Origin of the sequence: Amycolatopsis sp. La24 (assembly GCF_029087445.1) — a bacterium.
In the GTDB taxonomy this organism is placed as follows: Bacteria; Actinomycetota; Actinomycetes; order Mycobacteriales; family Pseudonocardiaceae; genus Amycolatopsis; species Amycolatopsis nivea.
This window is the reverse complement of sequence record NZ_JARACH010000014.1, coordinates 112,604-136,963: the sequence shown is the minus strand read 5'-3', so window position 1 is coordinate 136,963 and position 24,360 is coordinate 112,604. Positions and strand designations below refer to the sequence as shown.

20 protein-coding genes are annotated in these 24,360 nt (G+C 70.3%); 10 read left to right on the top strand and 10 right to left on the bottom strand.

Annotated elements, in window-relative coordinates; translation table 11 throughout:
* Nucleotides 1–22 precede the first annotated feature (22 nt).
* Nucleotides 23–685 (top strand): DUF1707 domain-containing protein, encoded by a 663-nt coding sequence (locus PUT80_RS16550; protein ID WP_275292673.1) that lies wholly within the window; start codon nucleotides 23–25, stop codon nucleotides 683–685.
* Between the two features lie 59 nt (nucleotides 686–744).
* On the opposite strand, the gene ptsP is transcribed toward PUT80_RS16550, so the two are convergent.
* Genes ptsP through PUT80_RS16535 form a run of 3 tightly spaced genes read right to left on the bottom strand, consistent with a single transcriptional unit; the run spans nucleotide 745 to nucleotide 4,043 of the window.
* Entirely contained in the window at nucleotides 745–2,418 is a 1,674-nt protein-coding gene (ptsP, locus tag PUT80_RS16545) for a phosphoenolpyruvate--protein phosphotransferase (protein ID WP_275292671.1), read from the bottom strand.
* A complete protein-coding gene (locus PUT80_RS16540; protein WP_037809094.1) occupies nucleotides 2,411–3,142 on the bottom strand; it encodes a hypothetical protein in 732 nt (243 codons plus the stop codon). Before PUT80_RS16540 ends, ptsP begins: the two co-directional genes overlap by 8 nt.
* Before the next feature lie 28 nt (nucleotides 3,143–3,170).
* A complete protein-coding gene (locus PUT80_RS16535) occupies nucleotides 3,171–4,043 on the bottom strand; it encodes a ribokinase (protein ID WP_275292669.1) in 873 nt (290 codons plus the stop codon).
* Nucleotides 4,044–4,385: 342 nt separating this feature from the next.
* Between PUT80_RS16535 and PUT80_RS16530 the strand changes: the two genes are divergently transcribed.
* Nucleotides 4,386–5,123 (top strand): TetR/AcrR family transcriptional regulator, encoded by a 738-nt coding sequence (locus PUT80_RS16530; protein ID WP_037809097.1) that lies wholly within the window; start codon nucleotides 4,386–4,388, stop codon nucleotides 5,121–5,123.
* Here PUT80_RS16530 and PUT80_RS16525 read toward each other — a convergent pair.
* A complete protein-coding gene (locus PUT80_RS16525) occupies nucleotides 5,120–5,857 on the bottom strand; it encodes an SDR family oxidoreductase (protein ID WP_275292666.1) in 738 nt (245 codons plus the stop codon). The two genes, PUT80_RS16530 and PUT80_RS16525, sit on opposite strands and share 4 nt — an antisense overlap.
* A 151-nt stretch (nucleotides 5,858–6,008) precedes the next feature.
* On the opposite strand from PUT80_RS16525, the gene PUT80_RS16520 reads away from it, so the two are divergent.
* Together PUT80_RS16520 and PUT80_RS16515 are read left to right on the top strand one after the other, a co-directional pair.
* Nucleotides 6,009–6,884 (top strand): ATP-binding cassette domain-containing protein, encoded by an 876-nt coding sequence (locus tag PUT80_RS16520; RefSeq protein ID WP_275292663.1) that lies wholly within the window; start codon nucleotides 6,009–6,011, stop codon nucleotides 6,882–6,884.
* Complete coding sequence (locus PUT80_RS16515; RefSeq protein WP_275292661.1) at nucleotides 6,881–7,648, top strand: hypothetical protein; 768 nt, start codon at nucleotides 6,881–6,883, stop codon at nucleotides 7,646–7,648. Before PUT80_RS16520 ends, PUT80_RS16515 begins: the two co-directional genes overlap by 4 nt.
* A gap of 7 nt (nucleotides 7,649–7,655) precedes the next feature.
* Here PUT80_RS16515 and PUT80_RS16510 read toward each other — a convergent pair whose 3' ends face one another.
* From PUT80_RS16510 to PUT80_RS16500, 3 genes are all read right to left on the bottom strand, one after another.
* Nucleotides 7,656–8,285 carry a hypothetical protein gene (locus tag PUT80_RS16510; RefSeq protein ID WP_275292659.1) on the bottom strand — a complete coding sequence of 210 codons (630 nt, stop codon included), beginning with the start codon at nucleotides 8,283–8,285 and terminating at the stop codon, nucleotides 7,656–7,658.
* A gap of 51 nt (nucleotides 8,286–8,336) precedes the next feature.
* Nucleotides 8,337–11,225, bottom strand: a complete 2,889-nt coding sequence (leuS, locus tag PUT80_RS16505; RefSeq protein WP_275292657.1) for a leucine--tRNA ligase — start codon at nucleotides 11,223–11,225, stop codon at nucleotides 8,337–8,339.
* Between the two features lie 159 nt (nucleotides 11,226–11,384).
* Nucleotides 11,385–12,554 carry an esterase-like activity of phytase family protein gene (locus PUT80_RS16500; RefSeq protein WP_275292655.1) on the bottom strand — a complete coding sequence of 390 codons (1,170 nt, stop codon included), beginning with the start codon at nucleotides 12,552–12,554 and terminating at the stop codon, nucleotides 11,385–11,387.
* Nucleotides 12,555–12,619: 65 nt separating this feature from the next.
* Between PUT80_RS16500 and PUT80_RS16495 the strand changes: the two genes are divergently transcribed.
* Nucleotides 12,620–13,039 carry an SdpI family protein gene (locus PUT80_RS16495; protein WP_037809107.1) on the top strand — a complete coding sequence of 140 codons (420 nt, stop codon included), beginning with the start codon at nucleotides 12,620–12,622 and terminating at the stop codon, nucleotides 13,037–13,039.
* On the opposite strand, the gene PUT80_RS16490 is transcribed toward PUT80_RS16495, so the two are convergent.
* A complete protein-coding gene (locus tag PUT80_RS16490; RefSeq protein ID WP_037809108.1) occupies nucleotides 13,036–13,617 on the bottom strand; it encodes a YqgE/AlgH family protein in 582 nt (193 codons plus the stop codon). The two genes, PUT80_RS16495 and PUT80_RS16490, sit on opposite strands and share 4 nt — an antisense overlap.
* A gap of 1,254 nt (nucleotides 13,618–14,871) precedes the next feature.
* Here PUT80_RS16490 and PUT80_RS16485 point away from each other — a divergent pair.
* The 5 genes from PUT80_RS16485 (at nucleotide 14,872) to PUT80_RS16465 (ending at nucleotide 22,190) form a co-directional block, all read left to right on the top strand.
* Nucleotides 14,872–16,170: an MFS transporter gene (locus PUT80_RS16485; RefSeq protein ID WP_275292652.1), complete on the top strand. Its 1,299-nt coding sequence runs from the start codon at nucleotides 14,872–14,874 to the stop codon at nucleotides 16,168–16,170.
* An 80-nt stretch (nucleotides 16,171–16,250) separates the two neighbouring features.
* Nucleotides 16,251–16,553: a hypothetical protein gene (locus tag PUT80_RS16480; protein ID WP_037809111.1), complete on the top strand. Its 303-nt coding sequence runs from the start codon at nucleotides 16,251–16,253 to the stop codon at nucleotides 16,551–16,553.
* The gene (locus PUT80_RS16475) at nucleotides 16,553–17,944 is read left to right on the top strand and encodes a TNT domain-containing protein (protein WP_275292650.1); all 1,392 of its coding nucleotides are present in this window, start codon (nucleotides 16,553–16,555) and stop codon (nucleotides 17,942–17,944) included. Before PUT80_RS16480 ends, PUT80_RS16475 begins: the two co-directional genes overlap by 1 nt.
* The gene (locus PUT80_RS16470; RefSeq protein ID WP_037809113.1) at nucleotides 17,945–20,173 is read left to right on the top strand and encodes an ADP-ribosylglycohydrolase family protein; all 2,229 of its coding nucleotides are present in this window, start codon (nucleotides 17,945–17,947) and stop codon (nucleotides 20,171–20,173) included. It begins immediately after the preceding gene.
* Nucleotides 20,174–20,297: 124 nt separating this feature from the next.
* Nucleotides 20,298–22,190 (top strand): TNT domain-containing protein, encoded by a 1,893-nt coding sequence (locus PUT80_RS16465; protein WP_275292647.1) that lies wholly within the window; start codon nucleotides 20,298–20,300, stop codon nucleotides 22,188–22,190.
* Here the strand turns inward: PUT80_RS16465 and PUT80_RS16460 are convergent.
* Together PUT80_RS16460 and PUT80_RS16455 are read right to left on the bottom strand one after the other, a co-directional pair.
* The gene (locus PUT80_RS16460) at nucleotides 22,176–23,009 is read right to left on the bottom strand and encodes a class I SAM-dependent methyltransferase (protein ID WP_275292645.1); all 834 of its coding nucleotides are present in this window, start codon (nucleotides 23,007–23,009) and stop codon (nucleotides 22,176–22,178) included. The genes PUT80_RS16465 and PUT80_RS16460 overlap by 15 nt on opposite strands.
* A complete protein-coding gene (locus PUT80_RS16455) occupies nucleotides 22,994–24,319 on the bottom strand; it encodes an ATP-binding protein (RefSeq protein WP_134664165.1) in 1,326 nt (441 codons plus the stop codon). Before PUT80_RS16455 ends, PUT80_RS16460 begins: the two co-directional genes overlap by 16 nt.
* Nucleotides 24,320–24,360: the final 41 nt, after the last annotated feature.

Sequence of the window (24,360 nt, the reverse complement as noted above, 5' to 3'; positions counted from 1 at the left end):
ATCGAGTTCTACCATCGATGCCATGGCCGAGGAAGAGACGACCGCCGCGCAGCCCGCGACCGAGACCAAGCCGTTGACCGCGCGCGACATCCGGGTGTCCGACGACGAACGCGAGCACGTCGTGGGCGTGCTGCAGAAAGCCATCGGACAGGGGATGCTCACCCTCGACGAGTTCACCGAACGCACCGACCAGGCACTCGCGGCCCGCACCCGAGGCGACCTCAACGCGGTCCTCGCCGACCTGCCCGGACTGGTGCACCCCGGCGCGGCTCCGCAGTACGCGCCGACGCCCGAACCGCCCGGCTACGGGCCCAACTACGGGCTGGGCCAGCGGCTCGAGCTCAACGCCAAGTACTCGTCACTGCAGCGCAGCGGCCCGTGGCAGGTCCCGGCCGCGATGGTGGTGCGCAACAAGTACGGCAGCACCAAACTCGACTTCACCGAGGCCCGCGTCGCCACCTCGGTCGTGCAGATCGAACTCGACTCGAAGTGGGGTTCGGTCGAGCTGATCATCCCGCAGCACGCGGCGGTGGACTACAACTCGATCACCGAGATCAAGTTCGGCTCGCTCGACGACAAGACCGGCAGCAACGGCCGCGCGGGCACCCCGCGCTACGTGCTGACCGGGCGCATCCACGGAGGCTCGCTGGTCATCCGCCACCCTCGGCGGGGCATCTTCGGCTGACCAGCGCCCGGCGCCGGATCCGGTTACCCCATCTCTCACCCGGATCCGGCGTCCCTCGGCTAGGAAAGAGCGTCCGCGACGGCCTTGCGCGCCGCGGCCGGATCGGCGGTGGCGAGCGCCGCCGCCGCGATCTCGCGGGCCTTCTCCCTCGACACCGTCGCCAGGCTCGCGCCGACCGCGCGGACCGCCGGTGCGTTCATCGACAGGCTCGTCAGGCCGAGCCCGGCCAGCACCAGCGCGAGCCGCGGGTCGGCCGCTGCCTCACCGCACACGCCCGCCGGTTTTCCGGTCGCTTCCGCCGCGTCGCCGATCAGCTTCAGCAGGCGCAGCAAACCGGGCTGCCACGGGTCGTTCAGCTTCGCCACCGCGCCGAGCTGGCGGTCGGCCGCGAAGGTGTACTGGGCCAGGTCGTTCGTGCCGACGGACACGAAATCGACCACGCCGAGAATCTCCCGCGCCAGCAGCGCGGCGGCGGGGATCTCGATCATCACGCCCGCGCGCGCGATCCCGGCGGCGCGCACGCGTTCGGCGAACCACGCGGCTTCCTCGACGGTGCCGACCATCGGGGCCATCACCGAAACTTCCGCGCCGGAGTCCTCCGCCGCGCCCGCGATGGCTTCGAGCTGCCGGTCGAGCACCTCCGGCCGGTCGAACGCGATCCGCACGCCGCGCACGCCGAGCGCCGGGTTGGGTTCGTCGTCCGGGGACAGGAACGCGAGCGGCTTGTCCGCGCCCGCGTCCAGCGTGCGCACGATGACCGGCTTGCCGCGGAATGGCGAAAGCACTGCGGCATAAGCTTTTCGCTGCTCTTCGACGGACGGCTCGGCCGGTGCGTCGAGGTAGCAGAATTCGGTGCGGAACAGCCCGACGCCCTCGGCGCCCGCGTCCGCGGCGGCCTGCGCGTCGGCCGGGGAACCGACGTTGCCGTACACCTTCACCCGATGCCCGTCGGACAGTTCGCCGACGCCGTTCCACTCGGCCGGCCCAGACGCGGCGGCGGTGACGATCGGCGCGGACGGGTCGACCGCCTCGATCACGCCGGTGTCGCCGTCGACCGACAGCGCCTTGGCGTCGGAAGCCAGCAGCCCGCGCACCGCGACGACCGCCGGAATCCCCAGCGCCCGCGCGAGAATCGCGGTGTGGCTCGTCGGACCGCCCTCCTCGGTGACCAGCGCGAGCACCTTCGCCGGGTCGAGCCCCGCGGTGTCGGCGGGGGCGAGGTCGCGGGCGACGAGAACGCTCGGCGACGTCAGTTCAGGCACCCCGGGCGGGGCGATGCCGAGCAGTTCGGCGACGAGCCGGTCGCGCACGTCCCGGACGTCGCGGACCCGCTCGGCCATGTACCCGCCCGCGGCCGCCAACGCGTCGGCGAATCCTTCGGCGGCCTGGTAGACGGCGCGGGCCGCGGGTAGGTTCCGCGCCGTCACCAGCTGTTGAGCCTGAGAGGCGAGCGCCGGGTCGGCGGCCATCGCGGCGGTCGTGACGAGGATCGTCGCGGCTTCCCCGGTCGCGGCCTCGGCCTGCGCTTCGAGCCGCGCGGCGACCGCCTGCGCGGCGGGTTCGATCCGGGCCGCCTCCGCCGCCGGATCGTCCGGCGCGGGCGTGCTGGCGGGTTCCCCGAGCGGCTCGGCGACCCGGACGACGGGTCCGCTCGCGCGTCCGGGGCTCACCGCGACCCCGGTCAGCGAGGAACCGGCAGCGGACTCGGCCGGAGCGGCAGCACTCTCAGACATGGTCTAGACCATAGCTCACGTAGACCGCGATCTCTCGCGGCGCCGCGACTGATTCCCGATTTCGCACCCGTTCGACCACCGGACGCACCTCCTCGTGCCACCACGCGCGGGCCAGTTCCGCGCGATCGCGCAGCACCCGGCCCCGCAAAGTCTGCCGGAAACCCCAGGCCTCCGCCGAGTCCGCGAGCCGGAACCAGTCCGCCGGGTCGTCCAGCCACAGGTCGGTCCGGTCGGCGTCGGCGAGCGGGACCCGCTCCAGGAACATCCGTTCGGCCCGCTTCGACGGCAGGTCCGCCAGTGTCAGGCAGCGCATCGCGAACGCGACCGTGCAGACCGACCGCACCTCGGCGAGCACCGCCTCCGCCCCGCGCGCCCTGGCCAGCGCGATCCGGTGGTGTCCGTCCTCCACGAAGTACATGTCGCCCAGCCGCACGAGCCGCACCGGCGGAAGCTCCCCGACCGCGTCGGCGATCGCGCGCCAACGGTCCCGCAGCGCACGGTTGCGGGGCCGGAACAGCCGGTCGAAGTCCTCGGCGCGCGCGAGGGAGCCCACTACGCCGTCGACCGGGACTTTGCGCAGGCCCTCGTAGGTTTCCGCGGTGCGGCCCAGCGCGGCGAGCGTCTCGTCGAGCGGCATCAACGCCAGCGGATCACGCGCTGCCGCGATCCTCCGCAACCGGGTCGCGTACCCCTGCCACCACGCCGAACCGAACGAATCGCCCACGTGACCTGCAACACGGCCCGGACGTGTCTCATTCCAGCTCGGCCGCCGTCGGATACGACGGCTGGGCGCCATGCCGGGTCACGGTCACCGCAGCGACTTTTACTGCCCGGTGGGCGGCTTCGACCAGGTCAGCGCCATCGGCGAGAGCCGCCGCCAGGGCACCCGCGAACGCGTCGCCCGCGCCCGTGGTGTCGACCGCGTCCACCTTGGGCGACTCGACGGTTGTCGACTTGTCGCCCTCCAGCACCGCCGCCCCCTTGGCCCCGAGCGTGACCACGGCCGCGCGCGGGCCGAGCTCGAGCAGCTTGCGCGGGTCAGCGTCGTCCGAACCGAGCAGGTAGGCGGCCTCGTGCTCGTTGACCAGCAGGACGTCCAGCGCGGCCAGCGTTTCCGGCGACACCTCGGCCGCCGGCGAGAGGTTCAGCAGCACCCGCACGCCGTTTTCCCGCGCCCGCACCACGGCGCGTTCGATCGTCGGCAGCGGCACTTCCAGCGAGGCGACGAGCACCCGTACGCCGTCCAGTGCTTCGTCGGTGATGTCGCCGGGCTCCAGCGCGGAGTTCGCGCCGGGGGAGACGAGGATTGAGTTTTCCCCGTCCGGAGTCACGGTGATGTAAGCGATTCCGGTAGGCCGATCGACAGTCCGAACGAATTGCGTATCGACACCCGCATTCGACAACGAATCCCGCAGCAATCGACCGTAGGGGTCGTCGCCGACCGCACCGAGCAACGCGACGTCCGCGCCGAGTTTTCCCGCCGCGACCGCGGTATTCGCGCCTTTGCCGCCGGGGGACAACGCGGTGTCGCCGCCCAGCACCGTCTCGCCGCCGCCCGGACGACGGTCGACCGGGACCACCAAATCGGCATTCGCGGACCCGACTACCAGCACCGCAGCACTCATGCCGCCACTCTGCCATGGCCCTTCCTTTCCGCCGTCGGTGCCCGAAAGTGAAAGCGTTTGTAACTTTCTTGGCGCTCAGTGCGACAATCAGGCGGAACAGCGGCTGTCCGTCACTCGATCGGGGGATCCGTATCCCCCAGGCGTCACTTCTGCGACGGGCTTCGCTCTTCTTCGAGCGTCACCGGACTTGAGCCGATGACGTTGCCCCGACCGGAAGCGCACCGGAGAGGGCATCGGGTCGCCGGCGCCGATCACGTAGCCCCCCGAGTGATCGGCGTCGGCGGCGCCCCGGTTCTCCCGCCAAGTGCCGAAATCGGTGTCCAGACCACCTAGACTGCCCAGATGAGCAGCCCCACACGCAGGGGTCGCGCGCGAGCGGCTACCGAATCCGACATCCGCCGGACCGCGCGGAACCTGCTGGTAGGCCAGGGTCCGGAAGCCGTCACGCTGCGGGCCATCGCCCGGGAGCTGGGGATCACCGCACCGGCTCTCTACCGCTACTACGAATCCCGCGACGACCTGCTGGAAAGCCTCCGCCTCGACGTCTGCACCGACCTCGCCGCCGAAATCGCCGAGGACATCGCGGAACTGCAGGACGAGGGCCTGCTGCAGCTGTTCCAGATCTGCAAGGGGTTCCGCCGCTGGGCGCTGACCCACACCAAGGAATTCACCCTGGTGTTCGCGTCGCCGACCGGGGCCACCGGCACCGCGACCGGCAGCGCGCTGCGCAGGCTCGACGAGCCGTTCGGCAAGATCTTCCTCGCCGCGGCGGGCCACGTGCTCGCCCAGCACGACCTGGTCATGCCGCCGAACGACGTGGTCCCGCCCGAACTCCGCGACGACCTCACCGCGTTCCAGCAGGATCTGCTGACGGTGCTCAAGGAGTCCGGGCGGGAAATTCCGCCGGAGAAGCTGGACCTCGGGCTCACCTACCTGATGATCACCTTCTGGGCGCGGCTCTACGGCCACGTGACCCTCGAGGTGTTCGGCAACTACCCGATCCCGGTGTCCAAACCGGACGTCCTGTTCGAGGCCATGCTCACCGACCTCGCCCGCGACGTCGGCCTCTACCGCGATTAGGCCGCGTGCCCACCGTCGACCGAAAGGGTCGCGGCGGTGATGTAGGCGCTGTCCGGCGAAGCCAGGAAAGCCACCGCGTCCGCGACTTCCGCCGGATTGCCGTACCGGCCGGCCGCGGTCATCGACGCCTGGTCCGCGGCGTACGGGCCGTCGGCCGGGTTCATTTCGGTGTCGGTCGGCCCCGGGTGCACCAGGTTCACCGTCACGCCGTTCGCCGCCAATTCGCGGGCCAGCGCCTTGGTCATCCCGACCATCGCGGACTTGCTGACCGCGTACAGCACCATCCCCGGCCCGGGCACGCGATCGGTCACGCAGCTGCCGATCGTGATCACCCGGCCGCCTTCGCGCAGGTGCTTGGCCGCCGCCTTGGTCGCGGCCAGCACGCCGCGCACGTTCACCGCCAGCACGCGGTCGACGTCGTCCATCCCGGTCTGCTCCAGCGGACCGACGAAACCAACGCCCGCGTTGTTGACCAGCACGTCCAGCCGCCCGAACTCGGCGACCGCCGCTTCCACTGCGGCTTCGACCGCCGCCGCGTCCGCGTTGTCCGCACCGACCGCGAGCGCACGCCTGCCGAGCGCCTTGATCCGGTCGACCACGGTCGCGGCCTGCTCGGCGTTCACCGCGTAGGTGAGCACCACGTCCGCACCGGCCTCGGCGAGCCGCAGTGCCGTCGCCGCACCGATTCCGCGGCTCCCGCCAGTCACCAGCGCCACTTTGCCGTCGAGGTTCATGTCCGCCCCTTCCGTTTGTTTCGCTTTCAACCATCGAAGCGCCGGCCGACGGGCGAAGCTGGCGTCTTTCGGCCGTGACGGTTCGATTCCGCACCCGGGCGGCCACAGCGTGTGACAGACTCCTGCCAGCGAAAAGGGGGAGGGGGACGGGTTGCTGCACGTCCACGAGCTGGTGAAGGTCTACAGCCAACGCCGCGTGGTCGACACCGTGTCGTTCAGCCTGCGACCAGGCACGGTGACCGCGTTCCTCGGACCGAACGGCGCCGGGAAATCGACCACGCTGCGGATGATCTGCGGCCTGACCACGCCGACGTCCGGCACCGCGACCATCGCCGGCCGCCGCTTCGGCGAATGGCCCAACCCGGCGCACGTCGCGGGCGTGCTGCTCGACGCGTCCGCTGTGCACCCCGGCCGCACCGGCAGGCATCACCTGCTCAACGCCGCGAAACTGATGCGGCTGCCCGCTGCCCGGGTAGACCAGGTGCTCGGGCAGGTCGGCCTCTCCGACGCGGCGAACCGGCGGATCGGCAAGTACAGCCTCGGCATGCGGCAGCGGCTCGGCATCGCGCAGGCACTGCTGTGCGATCCGCCGGTGCTGATCCTCGACGAGCCGATCAACGGCCTCGACCCGGACGGCATCCGCTCCACCCGGCAGTTGCTACGCGGGTACGCCCAGCGCGGCGGCACCGTGCTGCTGTCCAGCCACGTGCTGTCCGAAGTGGACCAGACCGCCGACCGCGTGGTGATGATCGGCCAGGGCCGCGTCGTCGCCGACGGTCCGCTGGAGAGCTTCGCCGGCCCGGCCCGCACGCTCATCCGCACCGCCGACCTGCCCCGGCTGACCTCCGCTCTGCGCCAGGCCAGGCTCGAACTGCGCCAGACCAGCGCGGACGGGGTGTCCGTCGCCGCCCCGATGAAACAGGTGTCCGACCTCGCGTTCGGCGCCCGCGTGCAGGTGCTGGAGCTGCGCGAGGAACAGCAGAACCTCGAAGAGCTTTTCTTCCGGCTCACCGGAGGAGCCCGATGATCCCGGCCCAGGCGCCCGCGTGGCAGGCCCCGGCGCAGCGGCGCGCGCCGTTCGGCACCGTGGTGGGCGTCGAACTGCGGAAGATGACCGCGACAGTGGCGGACAAGATCCTGGTGATCTCCGCACCGATCCTGCTGGTGACGCTGTCGCTGCTGTTCCTGCAGGGCGGAATGCGCGACTACACGCTCGACAAGCAGCTGCTGCCGGTGTTCCTCACCATCCGGCTCGGCGCGGTGCTGATGAACGTCGTGCTCGTGAAGCTGATCGCCGCGGAATGGCATTACCGCAGCGCGCAGCCGACCCTGCTCGCCCAGCCGTCGCGGCTGCGCTACGTGCTCGCGCAAGCCACCATCTCGATCGGGGTATGGCTGGTCACCTCGAGCCTGAACCTGCTGATGACCTTCACCTACTACCGCAGCCAGCTCGACGGATACGACACGCAGTTCCTGCTCGACGCCCGGCCGGGCGCGATGGTCGCGACGATCCTGCTCGGCGGGTTCTGCATGACCCTGTTCGCGATCACCATCGGCTGGCTGATCCCCAACACCGCCGGATCGATCACCGCCTACGTCCTGCTGTCGCTGCTGTTCGTGTTCCTGCAGAGCGGCATCGACTACGCGGGATGGGTCGATCCGGCCGAGCCCGCGCGGCAGCTCGCGGGGATCGCCAAGCACGGACCGGTCGCGCTGACCACGTCGCTGGTGGTGTGGATCGGCCTGGCCGGGGTCGCGATCTGGCGGGCGGGCACGCGAGAAGCGGCGTGACCCCGGGTCAACCGGCCAGCGAGCCGCCGCCGGGGTCGACCGTGTTCAGGTAGGTCTCGGCGGCCTTCTGCGCGTCCGGGCAGAAGAGCTCAGCGGTCTGGCGATCCGCGTCGACACTGTCGCCGGGAACCGGGCCGGCGCCTGTCTTGGCGCCGACCCGCACGGTGACCACCTGCAGCGAACCGGTGTTCACCGCGACCAGGCAGCCGTACCTGTCGAGCTGGGAAACCGCGTAATAGCGATCCAGCAGCAGCATCCGGCGGAAGTGGTGGACGTTGTAGTCGTAGGCCTTCCACCAGCCGGGCCACGGCTCCGGGATGCGCTGGTCCGGGTCCATCGAGCCGACCTCGACCTCAATGCCAGCCGACCGCGTCAGGACACAGGACTTGGCGTACGGGTTGTACATCGGCGAACTGCCGCCGAGGGAGCCCAGCAACTCGGGATTCTTCTCGAACTGCGAACAGTCGCCCGGGAACAGCTTCGGCCTGCTCTTGATGACCGGCAGCGTGTCGTAAGCGATCGAATCCGCCGGCAGCCGCGGTGCGGGTTTCCCCGGCGGCGGAGCGGGCGCGACGGCGCATCCCGACAGCAAAGCCGCCGCCGCGGCAGCTATCGCGGTGATCGCTCGGTTACGCACGGAAAGCACAGTACCGGCCCGGGATCGCCTCCCGGGCCGGAACTCGCTTTTTCACAGCACGATGTTGACCAGCCGGCCCGGCACCACGATCACCTTGCGCGGCGTCTTGTCGCCGACCAGCGCGGCGATCTTCTCGTCGGCCAGCGCGGTCGCCTGCACCGCGTCGTTCTTCGCGTCCGCGGCCACGGTGATCCGCGAGCGGACCTTGCCGTTGACCTGGATCGGGTACTCGACCGAGTCCTCGACCAGGTACTTCTCGTCCACGACCGGGAACGGCCCGTGCACCAGCGAATCGGCGTGGCCCATCCGGTGCCACAGCTCCTCGGCCACGTGCGGGGCCAGCGGAGCCAGCAGCAGCACCAGCGGTTCGGCCAGTTCGCGCGGGGTCGCCGCGGCCGAGCCGTACGCCTTGGTCAGGTGGTTGTTCAGCTCGATCAGCTTCGCGCCCGCGGTGTTGAACCGCATCTCCGCGTAGTCCTCGCGAACCCCGGCGATGGTGCGGTGCAACAGTTTCCGGTCCGCCTCGGTCGCCTCGTCCGCGGAAACCCGCAGCTCGCCGGTCTGCTCGTCGACCACCAGCCGCCACAGCCGCTGCAGGAACCGGTGCGCGCCGACGACGTCCTTGGTCGCCCACGGCCGCGACATGTCCAGCGGGCCCATCGACATCTCGTACAGCCGGAAGGTGTCCGCGCCGTAGGTGTCCGACATTTCGTCCGGCGTCACGGCGTTCTTCAGGCTCTTGCCCATCTTGCCGTATTCCTGCTTGACCTCTTCGTCGCCGAAGAAGAACTTGCCGTCGCGCTCGACGACGTCCTCAGCAGGCACGTACACACCGCGCTTGTCGGTGTAGGCGAATGCCTCGATGTAGCCCTGGTTGAACAGGCGGCGGTACGGCTCCTTCGAGGACACGTGGCCCAGGTCGTACAGCACCTTGTGCCAGAAGCGGGAGTACAGCAGGTGCAGCACCGCGTGCTCGACGCCGCCGACGTACAGGTCGACGCCGCCCGGGTCGTCCACGCCGTGCTCGGCCGGGCGCGGGCCCAGCCAGTACGCCTCGTTCTCCGGCGCGCAGAACACGTCCTGGCTCGCCGGGTCGACGTAACGCAGCTGGTACCAGCAGGAACCGGCCCACTGCGGCATGACGTTCGTGTCGCGGCGGTACTTCTTCGGCCCGTCGCCCAGATCCAGGGTGACCTCGACCCAGTCCTTCGCGCGCGACAGCGGCGGCGACGGCTCGGAGTCGGCGTCGTCCGGGTCGAAGGTCTTCGGCGAGTAGTCGTCGACCTCCGGCAGCACGACCGGCAGCTGGTCCTCGGGCAGCGCGATCGGCAGGTTGTTCTCGTCGTAGACGATCGGGAACGGCTCGCCCCAGTAACGCTGGCGGGCGAACAGCCAGTCGCGCAGCTTGTACTGCACGGTGCCCTCGCCCGCGCCGCGGTCCTCCAGCCAGGCGATGATCGTCTTCTTGGCGTCGGCGACGCCCATGCCGTTCAGGTCGACGGTGTCGTTGGCGGAGTTGATCGCCGGCCCGTCGCCGGTGAACGCCTCGCCCTCGAAGCCCTCGCCGGGGTCGACCGTGCGGACGATCTCCAGCTCGAACTTCTTCGCGAAATCGTAGTCGCGCTGGTCCTGTGCGGGCACCGCCATGATCGCGCCGGTGCCGTAGCCCATCAGCACGTAGTCGCCGACGAAGACCGGGATTTCCTTGTCGTTGACCGGGTTCACCGCGTAGGTGCCGGTGAAGACGCCGGTCTTCTCCTTGTTCTCCTGCCGGTCCAGATCGGACTTGCGGGAGGCGGCGGCCCGGTACGCGGCGACGGCCTCGGCGGGCGTCTTCGCGCCGCCGGTCCAGCTTTCCGGGTGCTCGCCCGGCCACTGCGCCGCGGTCAGCTTCTCGACCAGCGGGTGCTCCGGCGCGATCACCATGTAGGTGGCGCCGAACAGCGTGTCCGGACGGGTGGTGAAGACCTCGATCTTCTCGCCGCCCGCGGCGAACGAGACCTTCGCGCCCTGCGACCGGCCGACCCAGTTGCGCTGCATGGACTTGACCTTCTCCGGCCAGTCCAGCAGCTCCAGGTCGTCGACCAGGCGGTCGGCGTACGCGGTGATCCGCATCATCCACTGGCGCAGGCTCTTGCGGAACACCGGGAAGTTGCCGCGGTCGCTGCGGCCGTCCGCGGTCACCTCCTCGTTCGCGACGACGGTGCCCAGGCCGGGAGCCCAGTTCACCGGAGCCTCGGAGATGTAGACCAGCCGGTGGTCGTCGATGATCTTGCGCTGCTCGACGGTGCTCAGCTCGGTCCACGGACGGCCGTCCGGCGTCGTGCGCTCACCCGCCGCGTACGCCTTCTCCAGCTCCTCGATCGGACGCGCCTTGCGGGCGTCCTCGTCGTAGTAGGAGTTGAAGATCTGCAGGAAGATCCACTGGGTCCACTTGTAGTAGTCCGGGTCGATCGTCTCGATCGAGCGGCGCTCGTCGTGGCCCAGCCCCAGCCGCTTCAGCTGGCGGCGCATCGTGGCGATGTTCTGCTCGGTCGTGGTGCGCGGATGCGTGCCGGTCTGCACCGCGTACTGCTCGGCGGGCAGGCCGAACGCGTCGTAGCCCAGCGTGTGCAGCACGTTCCGGCCGATCATCCGGTGGTACCGCGCGTAGACGTCGGTGCCGATGTAGCCCAGCGGGTGCCCGACGTGCAGGCCGGAACCGGACGGGTACGGGAACATGTCCTGCACGAACAGCTTGTCCGAGGGCACCGGCTCGCCCGCTTCCGCGAGCGGGCCGACCGGGTTCGGCGCGTGGTAGGTGCCGTGGTCGGACCAGTGGTCCTGCCAGCGCTGCTCGATCTGCCCGGCCAGCTCCGCGGTGTAGCGGAACGGCGGGGCGTGCTCAGCGTCCGCGGCACTCTTCGCCGCGGCCCCGGTGGCCTCGTCAGACCCTGTCATCGCCGTCTTCCTCCGTGTCGAGCCACTCCCAGAAACAACTCGACCCCCCAAGCCAGAAGGCATGAGGGGTCGCCGCGCCGAGCCGGTCATCGGACCAGGTCAGCGCGGCAGGCCAAGGAGCAGCCGAGCCGTGTTCATGCATTCATCGTAACGCGCTGGTCAAAGCCGTTCCGACGGGACCGCCAAAGCGACGACCTGGGTGACTTGCGACGCGGAGAAGTTGTTGTCGCTCACGAGCACGAGGGTGCGTTCCCCGGACGGCAGCGCCGGGCCCCAGGTCATCCCCTCGATGTTGTCCACAGTGGAGAGCGGCAGGTCGGAGAGGTCGGCGAGCAGCTTCTTCTTCACCGGCTTGACGTGCTTCGCAGCGGTCAGGGACGGGGTGTGGAGGACGTTCGTCGCGCCGGTGGTGTCGATCTCGAAGATGCGCACCTTGTTGCCGACGCCGGTGACAAAGGACCGCTCCATCATCAGGAACTTCGTCGGGTCGGCCTGGTTCACCGCGAGCATCGAGGAAACCCCGGTGTCGGCGAACCCGGTGGCGGGCTTGGGCTCGGCGAAAAGCTTCTCCTGCGGGTACGCGTACTGCGCGAGCACGGGCCCGAAGCGGCTCTGCAGGGTGATCCGCGACAACGCACCCGACGTCGGCGTGGGCGGCGGCCCGTCCTGCAGCAGCGGGGCCTCGACCTCGCTGGCCAGCAGCGTGCCGAACCCGGTGTAGGCGAGCCCTTCGAGAACGTAATTGCGGCGCGGACCGGCATCCGGCGTCATCCGCTCGTTGGCGGGCAACGGCAGGTCGCGGACGTAGTGCCCGTCGCGGGTGGCCTCGCGGATCGAGGGCTGGATCAGGTGCTGGCCGGCGAGCCGATCGCCTTCCTGCGACCAGACGTAGTGCCCGGTCCACGGGTCGACGCGCAGTTCTTCGGGGTCGATCGTCTGCTCGTTCTGGGGAGCGGCCGGGTCGTTCTTCGCGAGCGGCGGATACGGCGTGCCGTCCGGGCGCAGCAGCGGATGCGTACCGGTGAAGGTGACCGGACCCACACCGTTGGCGCCGACGTCGAACTTCGCGGTGTAGAAGCGGGCCGGGTTGATCGCGGACCGGTCGTCGCTGATGAAGGCGTAACCGCCGGTGCGCGGATCGAAGTCGACGGACGACAATCCGCCGACCGTGGTGCCCTGGAACTGCAGATTGTGCGGCACTCGCTGCTCGCCGAGCAGCCGGACGGGCCGCTGCGCGGCAGCAGCGGCGGTCCCGGTTCCGGGGACGAGCAAGGACAAGGTGACGATCCCGGCGGCAGCCAGCAGCCGGTGTCGCGTGGACGAAGACATGGCCCGTAGCACAGCCGACGAGGGTATCCGGGACATTGCCGCGAGGTCACGCTTATCCTCAGGGGGTGTTCGCTATCGCGCTCGTTCCGATCGTCCTTGGTGTCGTCGTCGGCTGGGGTGGCTTCCTCGGCGTGCGCGGGCGGCTGAGCAGGGCGAGCGGGGCCGGAGTCCGGACCGAAGCCTCGATGCGCAGCGAAGAGGCGTTCAAGCTCGCCAACCGGGTGGCCGGCATCCCGACCCTGGCCGGAGGCGCGGCCGCGGTCGTCTGCGGACTCGCCGGTCTCGCGATCCCCGCCACCGCGGGCCTGGTCGCCGCCGCGATCGTCGGACTGCTCGGCCTGCTGGTGATGGTCGTCGCCGGAGCCCGGATGGGCGCGCGAGCGGCCCTGACCGTGCCCGCCCCGTCGCCGGCCCCGGCCGGCTGCAGCGGCTGCGCGTGCGGCGCCGGCGGCTGCGGAGTCCTGCAGAAGTCCAGCGAGGCCTAGTTCCGCTGCAAATCGCCAGGATGGGTGGCCAGCAACGCGAGCGGCACCCCCTGGCGGCGCAGCACCTGACCCCACAGGTCACGGCTGGGCGGCGCGAGAATGTCGCTCGGCAACGCGGGGACGATCACCCAGTCCTCGCGCTCGATCTCGCCCGCGAGCTGCCCTGAATCCCACCCGGCATAGCCCGCGAACACGCGCACGCCCCGCACCTTCGGCACGAGCACCTCGGGATCGCTGTCCAGATCGACCAGCGCGACCGGCCCCCGGACGGCAACCACGCCCGGAACGCTGGAAGCGGTCTCCCCAGTCCGCAACGCGGCGAGACAAAGCGCGGTCTTCTTGTCGACCGGCCCGCCGACGAACACCGACTGCGGCTCCGCGACATGCGCGCCCCACCCCGGCAGGACGTCATTCACCGGAACATCGGACGGCCGGTTCAAGACCACCCCGAGCGTGCCCTCCGCCCGATGATCGATCACGAACACCACTGTCCGCTTGAAGTTCGGGTCGAACATCGTGGGTGCGGCGACCAGGAGCGTTCCCGGTTCAACCTCGGCGTCCGCTGGCACGCCACCCATGATCCCATCACCCGCCGAGGGAAATCCTCCCGGCACGGGAACACCAGCACCACCCGCCCCGTTGAGAACAATGAGCCGGCGCACTCGTGTCCCCCGGGCTCACTGAAGAACCGCCTTTGTGGAATACCGGTCCGGCCGGAGCCACACTGCGCCAAGCCGCCGAGAGGCGAAACGAGTGCGCCGGTGTTCTCGAGTCCTGTTCGGTGCTGCGCACCTTCCCCTTCCACCGGCGCCGTGTACCCGGGGGGCCGAGCCCCCCGGACCCCCGCGGTGCCTTTGGCTGCGGTTTTCGGGGTGGGCGGGGGCGGAGCCCCCTTTGTTTTGGCAACCGGTGCTGGTGGGGTTTGTTGCTTCCGGGGCGTTGTTGGCTAGGACCGTTCGGTGGTCGGCGAGCTGACGCGGGTGCGGCGGCGGCCTTCTCGGCGGCTCGGTCCGTGGCTCGGTCCGTGGCTCGGTCCGTGGCTCCGCGTCGGCTTGGATGGATGTGGGTGAGCTTTGTTGTCTCGGGGCCGCTGCAGGCTGGGCAGGTCAACTCGCCGCCTCGTGACCTGACGCCCACCAACGTGGGTGGGTGGGTCTCCGTGCTTCGGGGTCGTTGCTGGCCGGGCAGGCCAACTCGCCGCCCAACGACTTGGCCCAATGTGGGTGGGTTCCGTGCTTCAGCGCCGTTGGTGGCTGGGCAGGCCAACTCGCCGCCTCGTGACCTGGCCCCAGCCAATGTGGGTCGTTGTTGTTTCGGGGCGTTGTTGGCTCGCCGGGCCAACTCGCTGCCCGGTGATCTGATTCGGGCAGGTGCGGGTGGGCCTCTGTTGCCTCGGGCCGCTGCGGGCTTGCCGGGTCAACTTGCCGCCCGGCACTCTGGCTCGGGCGGACGTGGGTGGCTTGTTGCTCGGGGCTGCTGTTGGCTGGGCAGGCCAGCTTGCCGCCCGGCGATCTGATTCGGGCAGGTGCGGGTGGGCTTTTGTTGCCTCGCGCCGCTGCGGGCTCGCTGGGCCAGCTCGCCGCCTGGCGATCTGGCTCGGGCTGGCGTGGGTGGGCTTTGTTGCGGTCGGGGTGGCGTTAGCTCGCCGTTCAGCGGCTTGGGCCGAGTGAGGTTGGGTTGGGCGTTGTTGCTTCGGGGCGCTGTCGGCTGGGCTCGTTCGTTCGCCAGGGGCGACGCGGCGCGATCTGCCCCTAGCCAGCCCGGCGTACTTGGGCTGTCGATTTGTCGCCTTTTGGGGTGCTGGGGTTGTCGGGGGTGGTCAGTAGGGTTGTGTGGTGCGGGTGGGGGAGTGGGTCGTTCGGGAGCCGTTGTTTCGGCGGTTGTTGTTTACGCGGTTCGCGGCTCAGTGGGGGGACGGGGTCTTTCGGGCTGGGCTGGCTGGGGCCGTCCTGTTCAATCCGGAGCGGGCTGCTGATCCGTTGGCTATCGCGGAGGGGTTTGCTGCTCTGCTGCTGCCGTATTCGCTGGTGGGGCCCTTTGCTGGGGCGTTGCTCGATCGGTGGGACCGGCGGCGGGTGCTGGTGTTCGCCAATCTGGTGCGGGCCGTCGCGATCTTGGCGTCCGTTGTTGCGGTGGGGGCCGGGGTCGGCGGGATCGGGTTGTTTTCGCTTGCGTTGCTCGCGGAGGGGATCAGCCGGTTTATCGGGTCTGGGTTGTCTGCTGCGTTGCCGCATGTAGTGGAGCCGTCGGCGGTGGTTTCGGCTAATGCGGTCGCGGCGACGCTCGGGTCGGCGATCGCGGTCGTCGGTGGCGGGTGTGCGATCGGGTTGCGGGCGGTGTTCGGGACCGGGGATGTCGGGTCGGCGGAGACCACTGCGTTTGCTGCGGTCGGGGCGTTGGTGTCCGCCGTGCTCGCGCATCGGTTCGCGAAGGGTGTGCTCGGGCCGACGGTGGTTGACGAGCCGACAAATCCGGTGGTGGCGGTCGCGCGTGGGCTCGCGGATGGGGCTCGACATGCGTGGCGGGCGCCTCGGGTTACGGCTGGGTTTGTCGCGTTGTTCGCGCATCGGGCGGCGTACGGGATTTCGTTGCTGCTCAGCGTGTTGCTGATGCGCAATTACTTCGCTGACGACGGGATCTTTCGCGCAGGACTGCCCGGGCTCGGCCAGATGGTCGCTTGTGCGGGAGCAGGAATTCTCGTCGCGGGGCTGGTGACGGCGCGGCTGATTCGGTCGCTCGGGCGGACATGGGCGGTGCTCGGGTCGCTGCTCGTTTCGGCGGTCGCGCAGGCCGCGTTCGGGTTGCCGATGTTGCTGCCGTTGGCGTTGATCGCGTCGTTCCTGATCATGGGGACCGGTCAGGTCGTGAAGCTGTCCGTCGACTCGTCGGTGCAGCTGGATGTCGCGGACGAGGCTCGCGGGCGGGTCTTCGCGCTGTACGACACGCTGTTCAACATCACCCAGGTGGTGGCGGTTTCGCTCGCGGCGCTCTTCGTCAAGGACAACGGGTACTCGCCCGAGCTCATGGTGGTCGCGACCGCGCTCTATCTGCTGGGCGGGGTCGGATACCTGCTGGCTGGTCGGCGGCGCGGCGATTCGCTGCCGCAAACCGTTGAACCCAAACGGGGGTAGTAACTCACCGTTGGGCATTAGGGTGACTTGTGACCCGGTCGAGTTAATCTCGGCACGCGCAACCGACACGGGGGGCCACCGTGAGCACCATCGGCGACGACCGTGCCCGTCTCGACGCCGCGCCGGCTGTCCTGACCTCGCCCGACGGGCTTGTCCGCGCGACCGCCGGGCCGGCCGGCACGCTCGGCAGGCTTGAGTTCGCCCCGGACGCCTTCGAGCGGACGACCCCCGCGCAGCTCGCGTCGACCGTCCAGGCACTCGTGCAGCACCTGGCCGACGCACCCGAACCGCAGCACAGCTCCTCGATGCCCGCCCCGCGGCCGACCCCGCGTCGTGTCCGTCCGCGCGGAACCGTTCCGCAGAACCGCCGTCGCGGGTCCTGATGTCGTCCGCTCCGGACGCAATGATTCACGTGGAACCAACGGGTACCGGTCAGCAGGTGCTCGTCGAGATCGGTCGGCTGATCAAGGCGCACCGGGCCGATCCGGACGCACTGGCCGGCATCGGATTCGCCCAGCTCGGCGACCATTACGAGGTACAGGCCCGCAACACCGTCGCCACCACCGAGATGGTCCAGCGGCTCACCGACTTGCGCGCCGAGATGTACCAAGCGGGCCGCGGCACCTGGGTTCAGGCGCGCTACGTGCTCACCCCGGACGGCGCGTTCGACTTCGACTACTTCACCGACGACGAGCCCCCGTGGACGACGCCGCCCGATTCGTCCGCCTACCTCGCCGAACTCACCACCTTTCCCCGCGACGACGAGCACCTTCCCGACTGGTGGCGGTTGCACGTCGGCCTCCCGCTCGGCGTCGTCTTCCGGCACGCCACCGCCGGGACCGGCGAACCGTTGTCGCAGGAAGAGCTGCCGCTCGTGTTGCGATACCTCGAACGCGAGGCCGAGGTCGGCGAACGACACCGCACTGACGGCACCTGGATTTGGCCGGTCGAGGTGGCCGAGCGCTTGAGAGAACACGGCACAGCGCCCGAGCCCGAACTGCTCCAGCACATCCGTGACCTGGGCTTTCATCCGCCGTACGTCGACCATCTGGTGCGCCGCACGGCGGAAGCCGACCTGGCCGGGAAACCCCGTCCGCGACCCACGCCGGACGACCTCCAGCGGACCGCGGGCGACGTCGCCGCGGAGCGGGAAACCAACCCCGACCCGGTCCTGTCCGACGCCGAACTCCTGACCCACCTCGAACACCGGCTCGACTCGTTCGGCGTGTGGGCCGACGTCCGCTGCCTCGGCGGGCGGGAAGCCGGGAAATGGAGCCTCTACCAGGTCAAAGCCGGGTGGGCGGTCGTCGCGCCGGACGGTCGGGAGCAGGCATTCGCCCGCCTCGAAGACGCCGCGCACCACCTGCTCGGCGCACTCCTGCTGCATCCCGCCCGCGCGACCGGCGGCCGCGAAACCCCGCTGGAAACGGCGCGGGAGGTCGCCGACTGGCCGGTCCAGCCCGTGCCGGGTGACCCTCCCCTCACGCTGCTGCGGAACAAGAGACTCACTCGGTTGGCGGAAGGTACCGTCGTTCTGCGATTCGGCGAAGAACCCGGCAACCTGGTCCACCACCAGGCGGTACGGTTCGCGACGACGTCCCTGCCACTCGAACGGGAGCGCATGACCAGCACTTTTCGCCTCCGAAGATCACTCCACGTGATCACCGGGGTGACGGTGCCCTGGGCGAACCTTCCCGGCGGCGCGGTGGCGTACGTCTTGCCCAAGCCGATCGCGGAGCACGAGTCCGACGGAAGCCTGGAGAGGATCGAGTAGGTGGAAGCGGCGGAAGCGGTGGAGAAGGTCGGGAAGTGGTTGCGCGCCGTGCACGGCCCCGAGGTCTCCGGGCCGGGCGGCCTTCGGGTCGACCACGACCGCGTGCTGCGGGTCCCCGAAGGCTGGTCGATCCCCTACAACACTGTCGCGTTCCTCGACGACGGCCGTCCGGACAAAGAGCTGTTCCCCGCCCCGTCGGTGCTCGTGCGCGAGCCGGACGGCGAGCTGCGCCAGGCGCATCCGCATCCGGGCGGGCTCAGCACCCCGGTCGCTTATCCGGGACAGGAGAGCTGGCGCGAGGTCGTCGACCCGGAGTACGCGAAGGCCGGGCTGGGCGAACTCGGCGTGCCGCTGCCCGCGGTCGCCGGCTGGGTGAAGGTCGACAACGACGGCCACCAGACCGGTGACGAACGCGAAAACCCCGAGTACAAGGCCGGTCCGATCCGCCGCGGCTACCCGAAGCCGGAAAACCCGCTGGAAACCCTCCTCGCCTTCGCGAGCGTCGGCTGGCTGTCGCGCGAGCAGCTGCTGATCGGCCTGCTGCGCTGCGAGGTCTTCGTGCCGTTCGACCTCAAAACCGGCGCGACCGACCGGTTCTACTTCTCCGAGGAACGCAACGAGCTGCGCGTCTTCAGCTCGACCCGGCACCTGCCTGCCCGCGAGCACGCGTGGTGGCGAGTCGACTTGGCGACATTGGCCGAGTTCGAACACCCGCCGAACCTGGTGATCAACGGCGGTCCGGCCACTTTCGAGGACGTCGCCGGCGCCGAGCTGACCACGATCGCGAAGCGGTTTCCCCGCCAGGAACCGCGGGTGGACGAGAACGGCCGCTGCCCGGAGATCGAAGAAGACCTGGAGAAATTCGCCGTCGAAACCGCCGCCCGGATCGGGCTGGAGAAGCCGGTCGACATCCCGAAGGCGGCCGCGGAACGCGCGCGGCGGCACGGGTTCGAGCTGACCGCCGACGAATGCCGCAAGACCGTCCTCGGCCGGTCGTGGCTGCGCCGGTTCGAACAGCCGGAGCCGAGCCGCTCGCGGCCGAACGACCTGCGCGCCAACGGTCTCGTGCCGTCCTGGGACAACGACGGCCGGATCGTCCCGAAGCTCGACACGTTCGGCAAGTACCCCGAGATCAGCCTGGAGAACTTCCGTTACGGCTGGCAGCGGGTCGTCGGCGCGTGGGTCGGCTTCGCGCTCGGCGAGGCGCTCGGCTCGGCCGTCGACCGGATGCGGCTGGACGAGATCGTCTCGACCTACGGTCCGGACGGCGTCCGCGACCTGCCGCTCGCGTTCGACCAGCCGGGCCGGATCGGCTCGATGACGCAGCGGCTGCTGTTCCTGACCGAGGCCGTGATCCGCAGCCCGCACCGCGAACAGCCGGAGTCGCGCGACGTCGAAAAGCTGTTCCCCGGCGTGGTCCGCGGCGCGCTGGGCCGCTGGCTGCACACGCAGGGCGCGGCGATCCAGAACGCCGACGGTTTCCTCGTCAAGGTGCCTGAACTGCACGCCCGCCGCGCGATCGACGACGCCGAGCTCAACGCGTACCACGCGCTGGTCACTGGCGATCCGCAAGCCGCGCCGATGTCGGGTCCGGCCGCGCTGCTCGGCGCGCTGCCCGCGGTGCTGACCGCGGCGGGTCCGGGCACCGGGTTCAGCGGCGGCATCGGCCAGGTCGTGCGCGATCTCGCCGGAGTGACGCACCAGCCGGACGACGTGGCCGCCGCGACCTACCTGGCGTGGGTGTTCGAGAAGGCGCTCACGAAGGATTCGTTCAGCTATCCGGTGTGGAATCTGTCCCGCGAGGTCCTCGAGGAACACGACGGCCCGGAGTGGGGACCGGTGCGCGACCTGGTGGCCGAGGCGGTGCCCTTCTTCGGCGAGCACGGCCTGCCGGACCTGCGGATGCCGGAGCTGATCGGCGACGGACACAGCACGCTGTCCGTCCTCGGCCGCTCGTTCGCCGCGTTGTCCGGCTTCGAGAATTACCCGGAACAGGCCATGCTGCGCGCGGTGAACCACTCCGGCCGCAGCGCGCTCACCGGCGCGTTGACCGGTGCGCTGCTCGGCGCGCGGGTGGGCGTGCCCGGGCTGCCGCGGAAGTGGGTCGAGCAGCTTGAGCTGCATCACCTGATCGAACAGGTGGCGACCGACGCGCTGTGGCATTTCGACCGGCATTCGGCGAGGAACGCACTCGGCGACGCCTGGGTGCAGCGCTACCCACGGCACTGATCGGTCACCCGAGCAGGTATTTGTGGGCGCATATTCTCCCGTCTCCGGTGACCGATGGTCGGGTCGTGACACGGTCAGATAGGTTCGTTGCGGCTACACGGGGGACTTCGGGGAGGAACCAGACGTGCGGTACCGGGTGGAATCGGGAGAACGCCCAGACGGCCTGTACGCGACGCTCGACGATCGCACTTTCGCGGCACAACGCTCGACCACCGACGGCACGCTGCTGCTGACCGTCGTCGGCGACGAGGAAGCGCCCGAAGGGTTCGACCGTGAGCACGAGGGGAAGCCGGCGCGAGTCGTGCTCGCGAACGAGGTGCCCGCGACATTCGATCTGCGCACCTACGTCGAATACGACGACGAACTGTTCGAGGTCGCGCCAGGCGACCAGCCGAATCTGACGCTGCGCTGGACGCGGCACGATCCGGTGCGCGCCGCGCAACTCGGGCTCACCGATTTCTCGGTGACCGTCCCGGGCAAACAGCTCACCGGGCTCTGGCTGACCCGGCACGACTACGGCGAGCCGAAGGCCGAGACCGAGGGCGGCGACCAGACCCGCATCTTGCGGGGGATCGGCCGCACGCTGCGTCAGGTGCCCGGCGGGTGGACGCGGGTGGCGGCGCAGTTCCGGCAGGTCGGCGACTACTCCGAGCTGGAAGTCCGCGCGGTCGGCGACGAGAACGGCCCGGTGTCGGTGGCGCTGCCCGGCACGCCGCAGCTGAGCACGCTGTTCTCCCAGCTGCGCGCCGCGATGTACCAGCCGGAGACCGGCACCTGGTTCCAAGGCACCTTCACGCTCGACGCCGATTCGCAGTTCGATTTCGACTTCGACGCCGACCAGGAGCCGGACTGGCGGCTGCCGCCCAACGACGGCGGCGAGCCCGCCCGCGAGTCCTACCTCGTGGAGCTGACCCGTTTCCCGCGCCCGGACAAGCACCTGCCGGACTGGCTCGGCGCGAAAGCCGGGCTGCCGCTGACCGTCGGGTTCCGCCAGGCGCGGCCGGTCGACGCGCACAACGAGGGCGAGCGCCCCGTGGTGAACCGCCCGCCGGTGCCGCCGGACCAGGTCCGCGGCGTGCTCGACTACCTGTTCCGCTCGCCCGTCGTGCTGCACCGGCCCGTGCCGCAGCCGGACATCTTCGCGCCCGGCGCGCCGCCGGACGTACCGCAGGCCTTCCACACCGACGGCACCTGGATCTGGCCCGCCGCCGTCCCGCACTACCTGCGCAAATACGGTGTTCCGCCGGAGCCGGAGCTGGTCGAGCACATCCGCGCCGCCGGGTTCCGGCCGCCGATCGTGCGCGATCTGGTGCGCGCGACCGCCGAAGCCGACGTGCTCGGCAAACCGCGCCCGGGCCGTACCGAGGCCGACATCCCGGACGACAGCTCGCTCGCCCGCGCGGTCCGCGGCGAGCCGACCCTCGGCCTGCGCGGGGCCGAAACGTTGGCGCTGTTGCAGCAGCGGCTCGTCGAACACGGCGTGCCGTCGTCGGCGTACCGGATCGGCGCGAACGAGGTGCCCGCCGAAGGCGTGTGGACGTTGCGCCGCGCGGAAAACGGCTGGGAGGTGTCGCGTCCGCCCGCAGTGGAGCCGGTGGCGTTCGCCAATCTCGCCGACGCGGCCCGGTTCCTCCTCGGCACGCTGCTGATGCTGCCGCCGCAGGCCCCGGACGAATCCGATCAGCCCGCGGACTGGCCGATCCTGCCGATGCGCGGCGAGCCGCCGCTGTCGTTCTTCCGCGGCAAACGGATCGTCGTGCTGCCCGCCGGAACCACGGTGGTCCGCTTCGGGCCCGAGACCGGGAACCTGGTGCACGCGAATTCGGTGCGGTTCCTGGAAACCTCGCTGACGCCGGACCGCGAACGCGACCGGCACGAGTACCGCGTGCAGCGCACTATCCGGGTGCTGACCGGCGTCACCGCGCCGTGGGCGCAACAGCCCGGCGGGGCCACCGCGTACCTGCTGCCGCGGCCGATCGCGCAGCACCTCGAGCAGGGCGCGCTATCCCGGCTGTGAAGCCGTGATCAGCACGGCGGGCGACCACCAGTAGTCCGCGAGCGGTTCCACCGTCACGTCGGCGAACCCGGCGGCCTCGAGCTGCCGGGTCCACTGCGCGGCCGGATGTTCCCAGTTCGTCCGTGCCGTCCCGGCGGCAACGCCGAGCAGCACCGGCAGCAGAAATCCTTGTGCCACCAGGGAAGCCTGCTCGCCGTATTCGGCGACGCCGCGTTCGTACCTACGCACGAGCGACTCCAGGTCAGCGGTGTCCGGCACGTCGAATTCGGCCAGCACCAATCGTTCCGTCCGCGCTCGCAACGCACTCAGCACCTCAGCGCGGACGGAGGGCTCGATCGACTGCAGCGCGAACGTCGACTGCGTGAGGTTCCACGTGGAACCATCCGCGGCGAGAAAGTCCTGCGCGGTCAACGAAAACCGACGCGCACCAAGCACTTCGACGTCCGCGAGCAGTGCCTCCGACGGCTCCACCAGGTCGATCCGCTCCGGCCGGAACGAGGCCCGCGACAACGCCGGTTCGATCGCCAACCCGTCGCCGCACCCGAGATCCAGCAACGCGGCCGGACGCCAGGAGTCGTACCGCGCGGCCAGTTCTTCGCTCAACCGCCGGTACAGCTCGACGTTGCCGCCACCGCGGATGAACGCCGTGAACGCGGCCGGCTGGTCGTACACCGGACCGCTCGGACCCGCCGCGAGATACGTCGCCAGCTCGGCGCCCAACGGCGTTCCAGCCTCTGCGGCAAGCGCACCGGCTCGCTCAACCTCGCCGTCCCGGTACGCCGCCAGCGCACCCGCCACCCCGCTCACAGCGGCACCCACAACGTCACCCTCGTTCCGCTCCCCGGACTCGATTCGACCAGCGAGGTCCCGCCGACCTCGGACAACCGCGCGGTGATCGACTCGCTGATGCCGAACCCGGCCGGCCGGTCCGCCGGACTGAACCCGGTGCCGTGATCCCGCGTGATCACCGCGATCCCGCCGTTGCGTTCCTCCACGCGTACCACGACCTTGTCCGTCTCCGCGTGCTTCATCGTGTTGCGCATGGCTTCCCGCACCGCGTCGCGGATCGCGATCTGCCGGACCTCGGACAGCGTGTCGTCGTCCAGTTCGGCGATCACCAGCTGCGCGCGCAGCCCGTCCCGCGCCATCTCCGCGGCCAGCGCCGCGAGCTTCTCGCCGAGCGGCCGCGCGCCCTCCTCGGCCCGCTGCGCGGCGGCGGTCTCGATCGTCTGCCGCAGTTCGATCGCCTGCGCCCGGGCCAGGCGCTGCACCTCGACCAGCCGCTGATCCGAATCGCCCGGACCGCCGAGCGCGATCGCTTCCAGCGTCTGCAGCACCGTGTCGTGCAGCATCCGGTGCTGCCGCGCGCGTTCGGCGAGCCGTCCGTTGCGGATCCCGTACGCCAGCGCCAGCCGGATCCCGAGCCCGAGCAGGATCAGCGCGCCGACCGCGGTGAACAGGACGCCGAACATCGTCGGGTACAGCGACGCGGCCTGCGCGAAATCGAAGGTGCCGTGGTTGAGCAGGTCCGACAACAAGCGCACTGGCAGGCTGAGCGCCGCCAGCCCGATCCCGGACGGGATGCCGACGGCGAGGGTGAGCAGGGCGACGCTGCCGAGCAGGTGCTTGTCCGCGACGCCGACCGCGTCGTGGAACACCGCGGGCGACACCGTCGCGCCGATGAACAGCTCGAACGCGAGCGTGGCGACGAGGTCGATCAGCAGCAACCGGCCCGCGAGATCACTGCGGAACGGGGCCCGGCGCATCATCCAGAACAGGCCGAACGCGCTCAGCGCCACCGAGCACACCGCGACGATCGCGACCGACGCCAGCCCGGCCGACCCGTGCCTGACCGCGTACGACCCGAACGTCGCGGGCACCATCAGCAGCCGGTAGACCAGCGGAACCAGCACCACGTACCGAGCCGCGCGCAGCAGCAGCCCGTCGCGCTGCCGCTCGTCGACCGGACCGGCCATCCGCGAGATCCGCTGCAACGCGCGCACCGGGGTCGGATCGCCGATCTCGTCGGTCAGCCCGGTCGTCGCCGTGGCCAGCGCGGGCGTGCCGCGGCGCAGCAGCATGACGAGAAAGCTGGCTCCGCGCCGGTCCCCGTCCTGCTGCCGCGTCATCGATCCCCCCGGTTCGGTTCGAGACAGGGAGTATCTCGGCT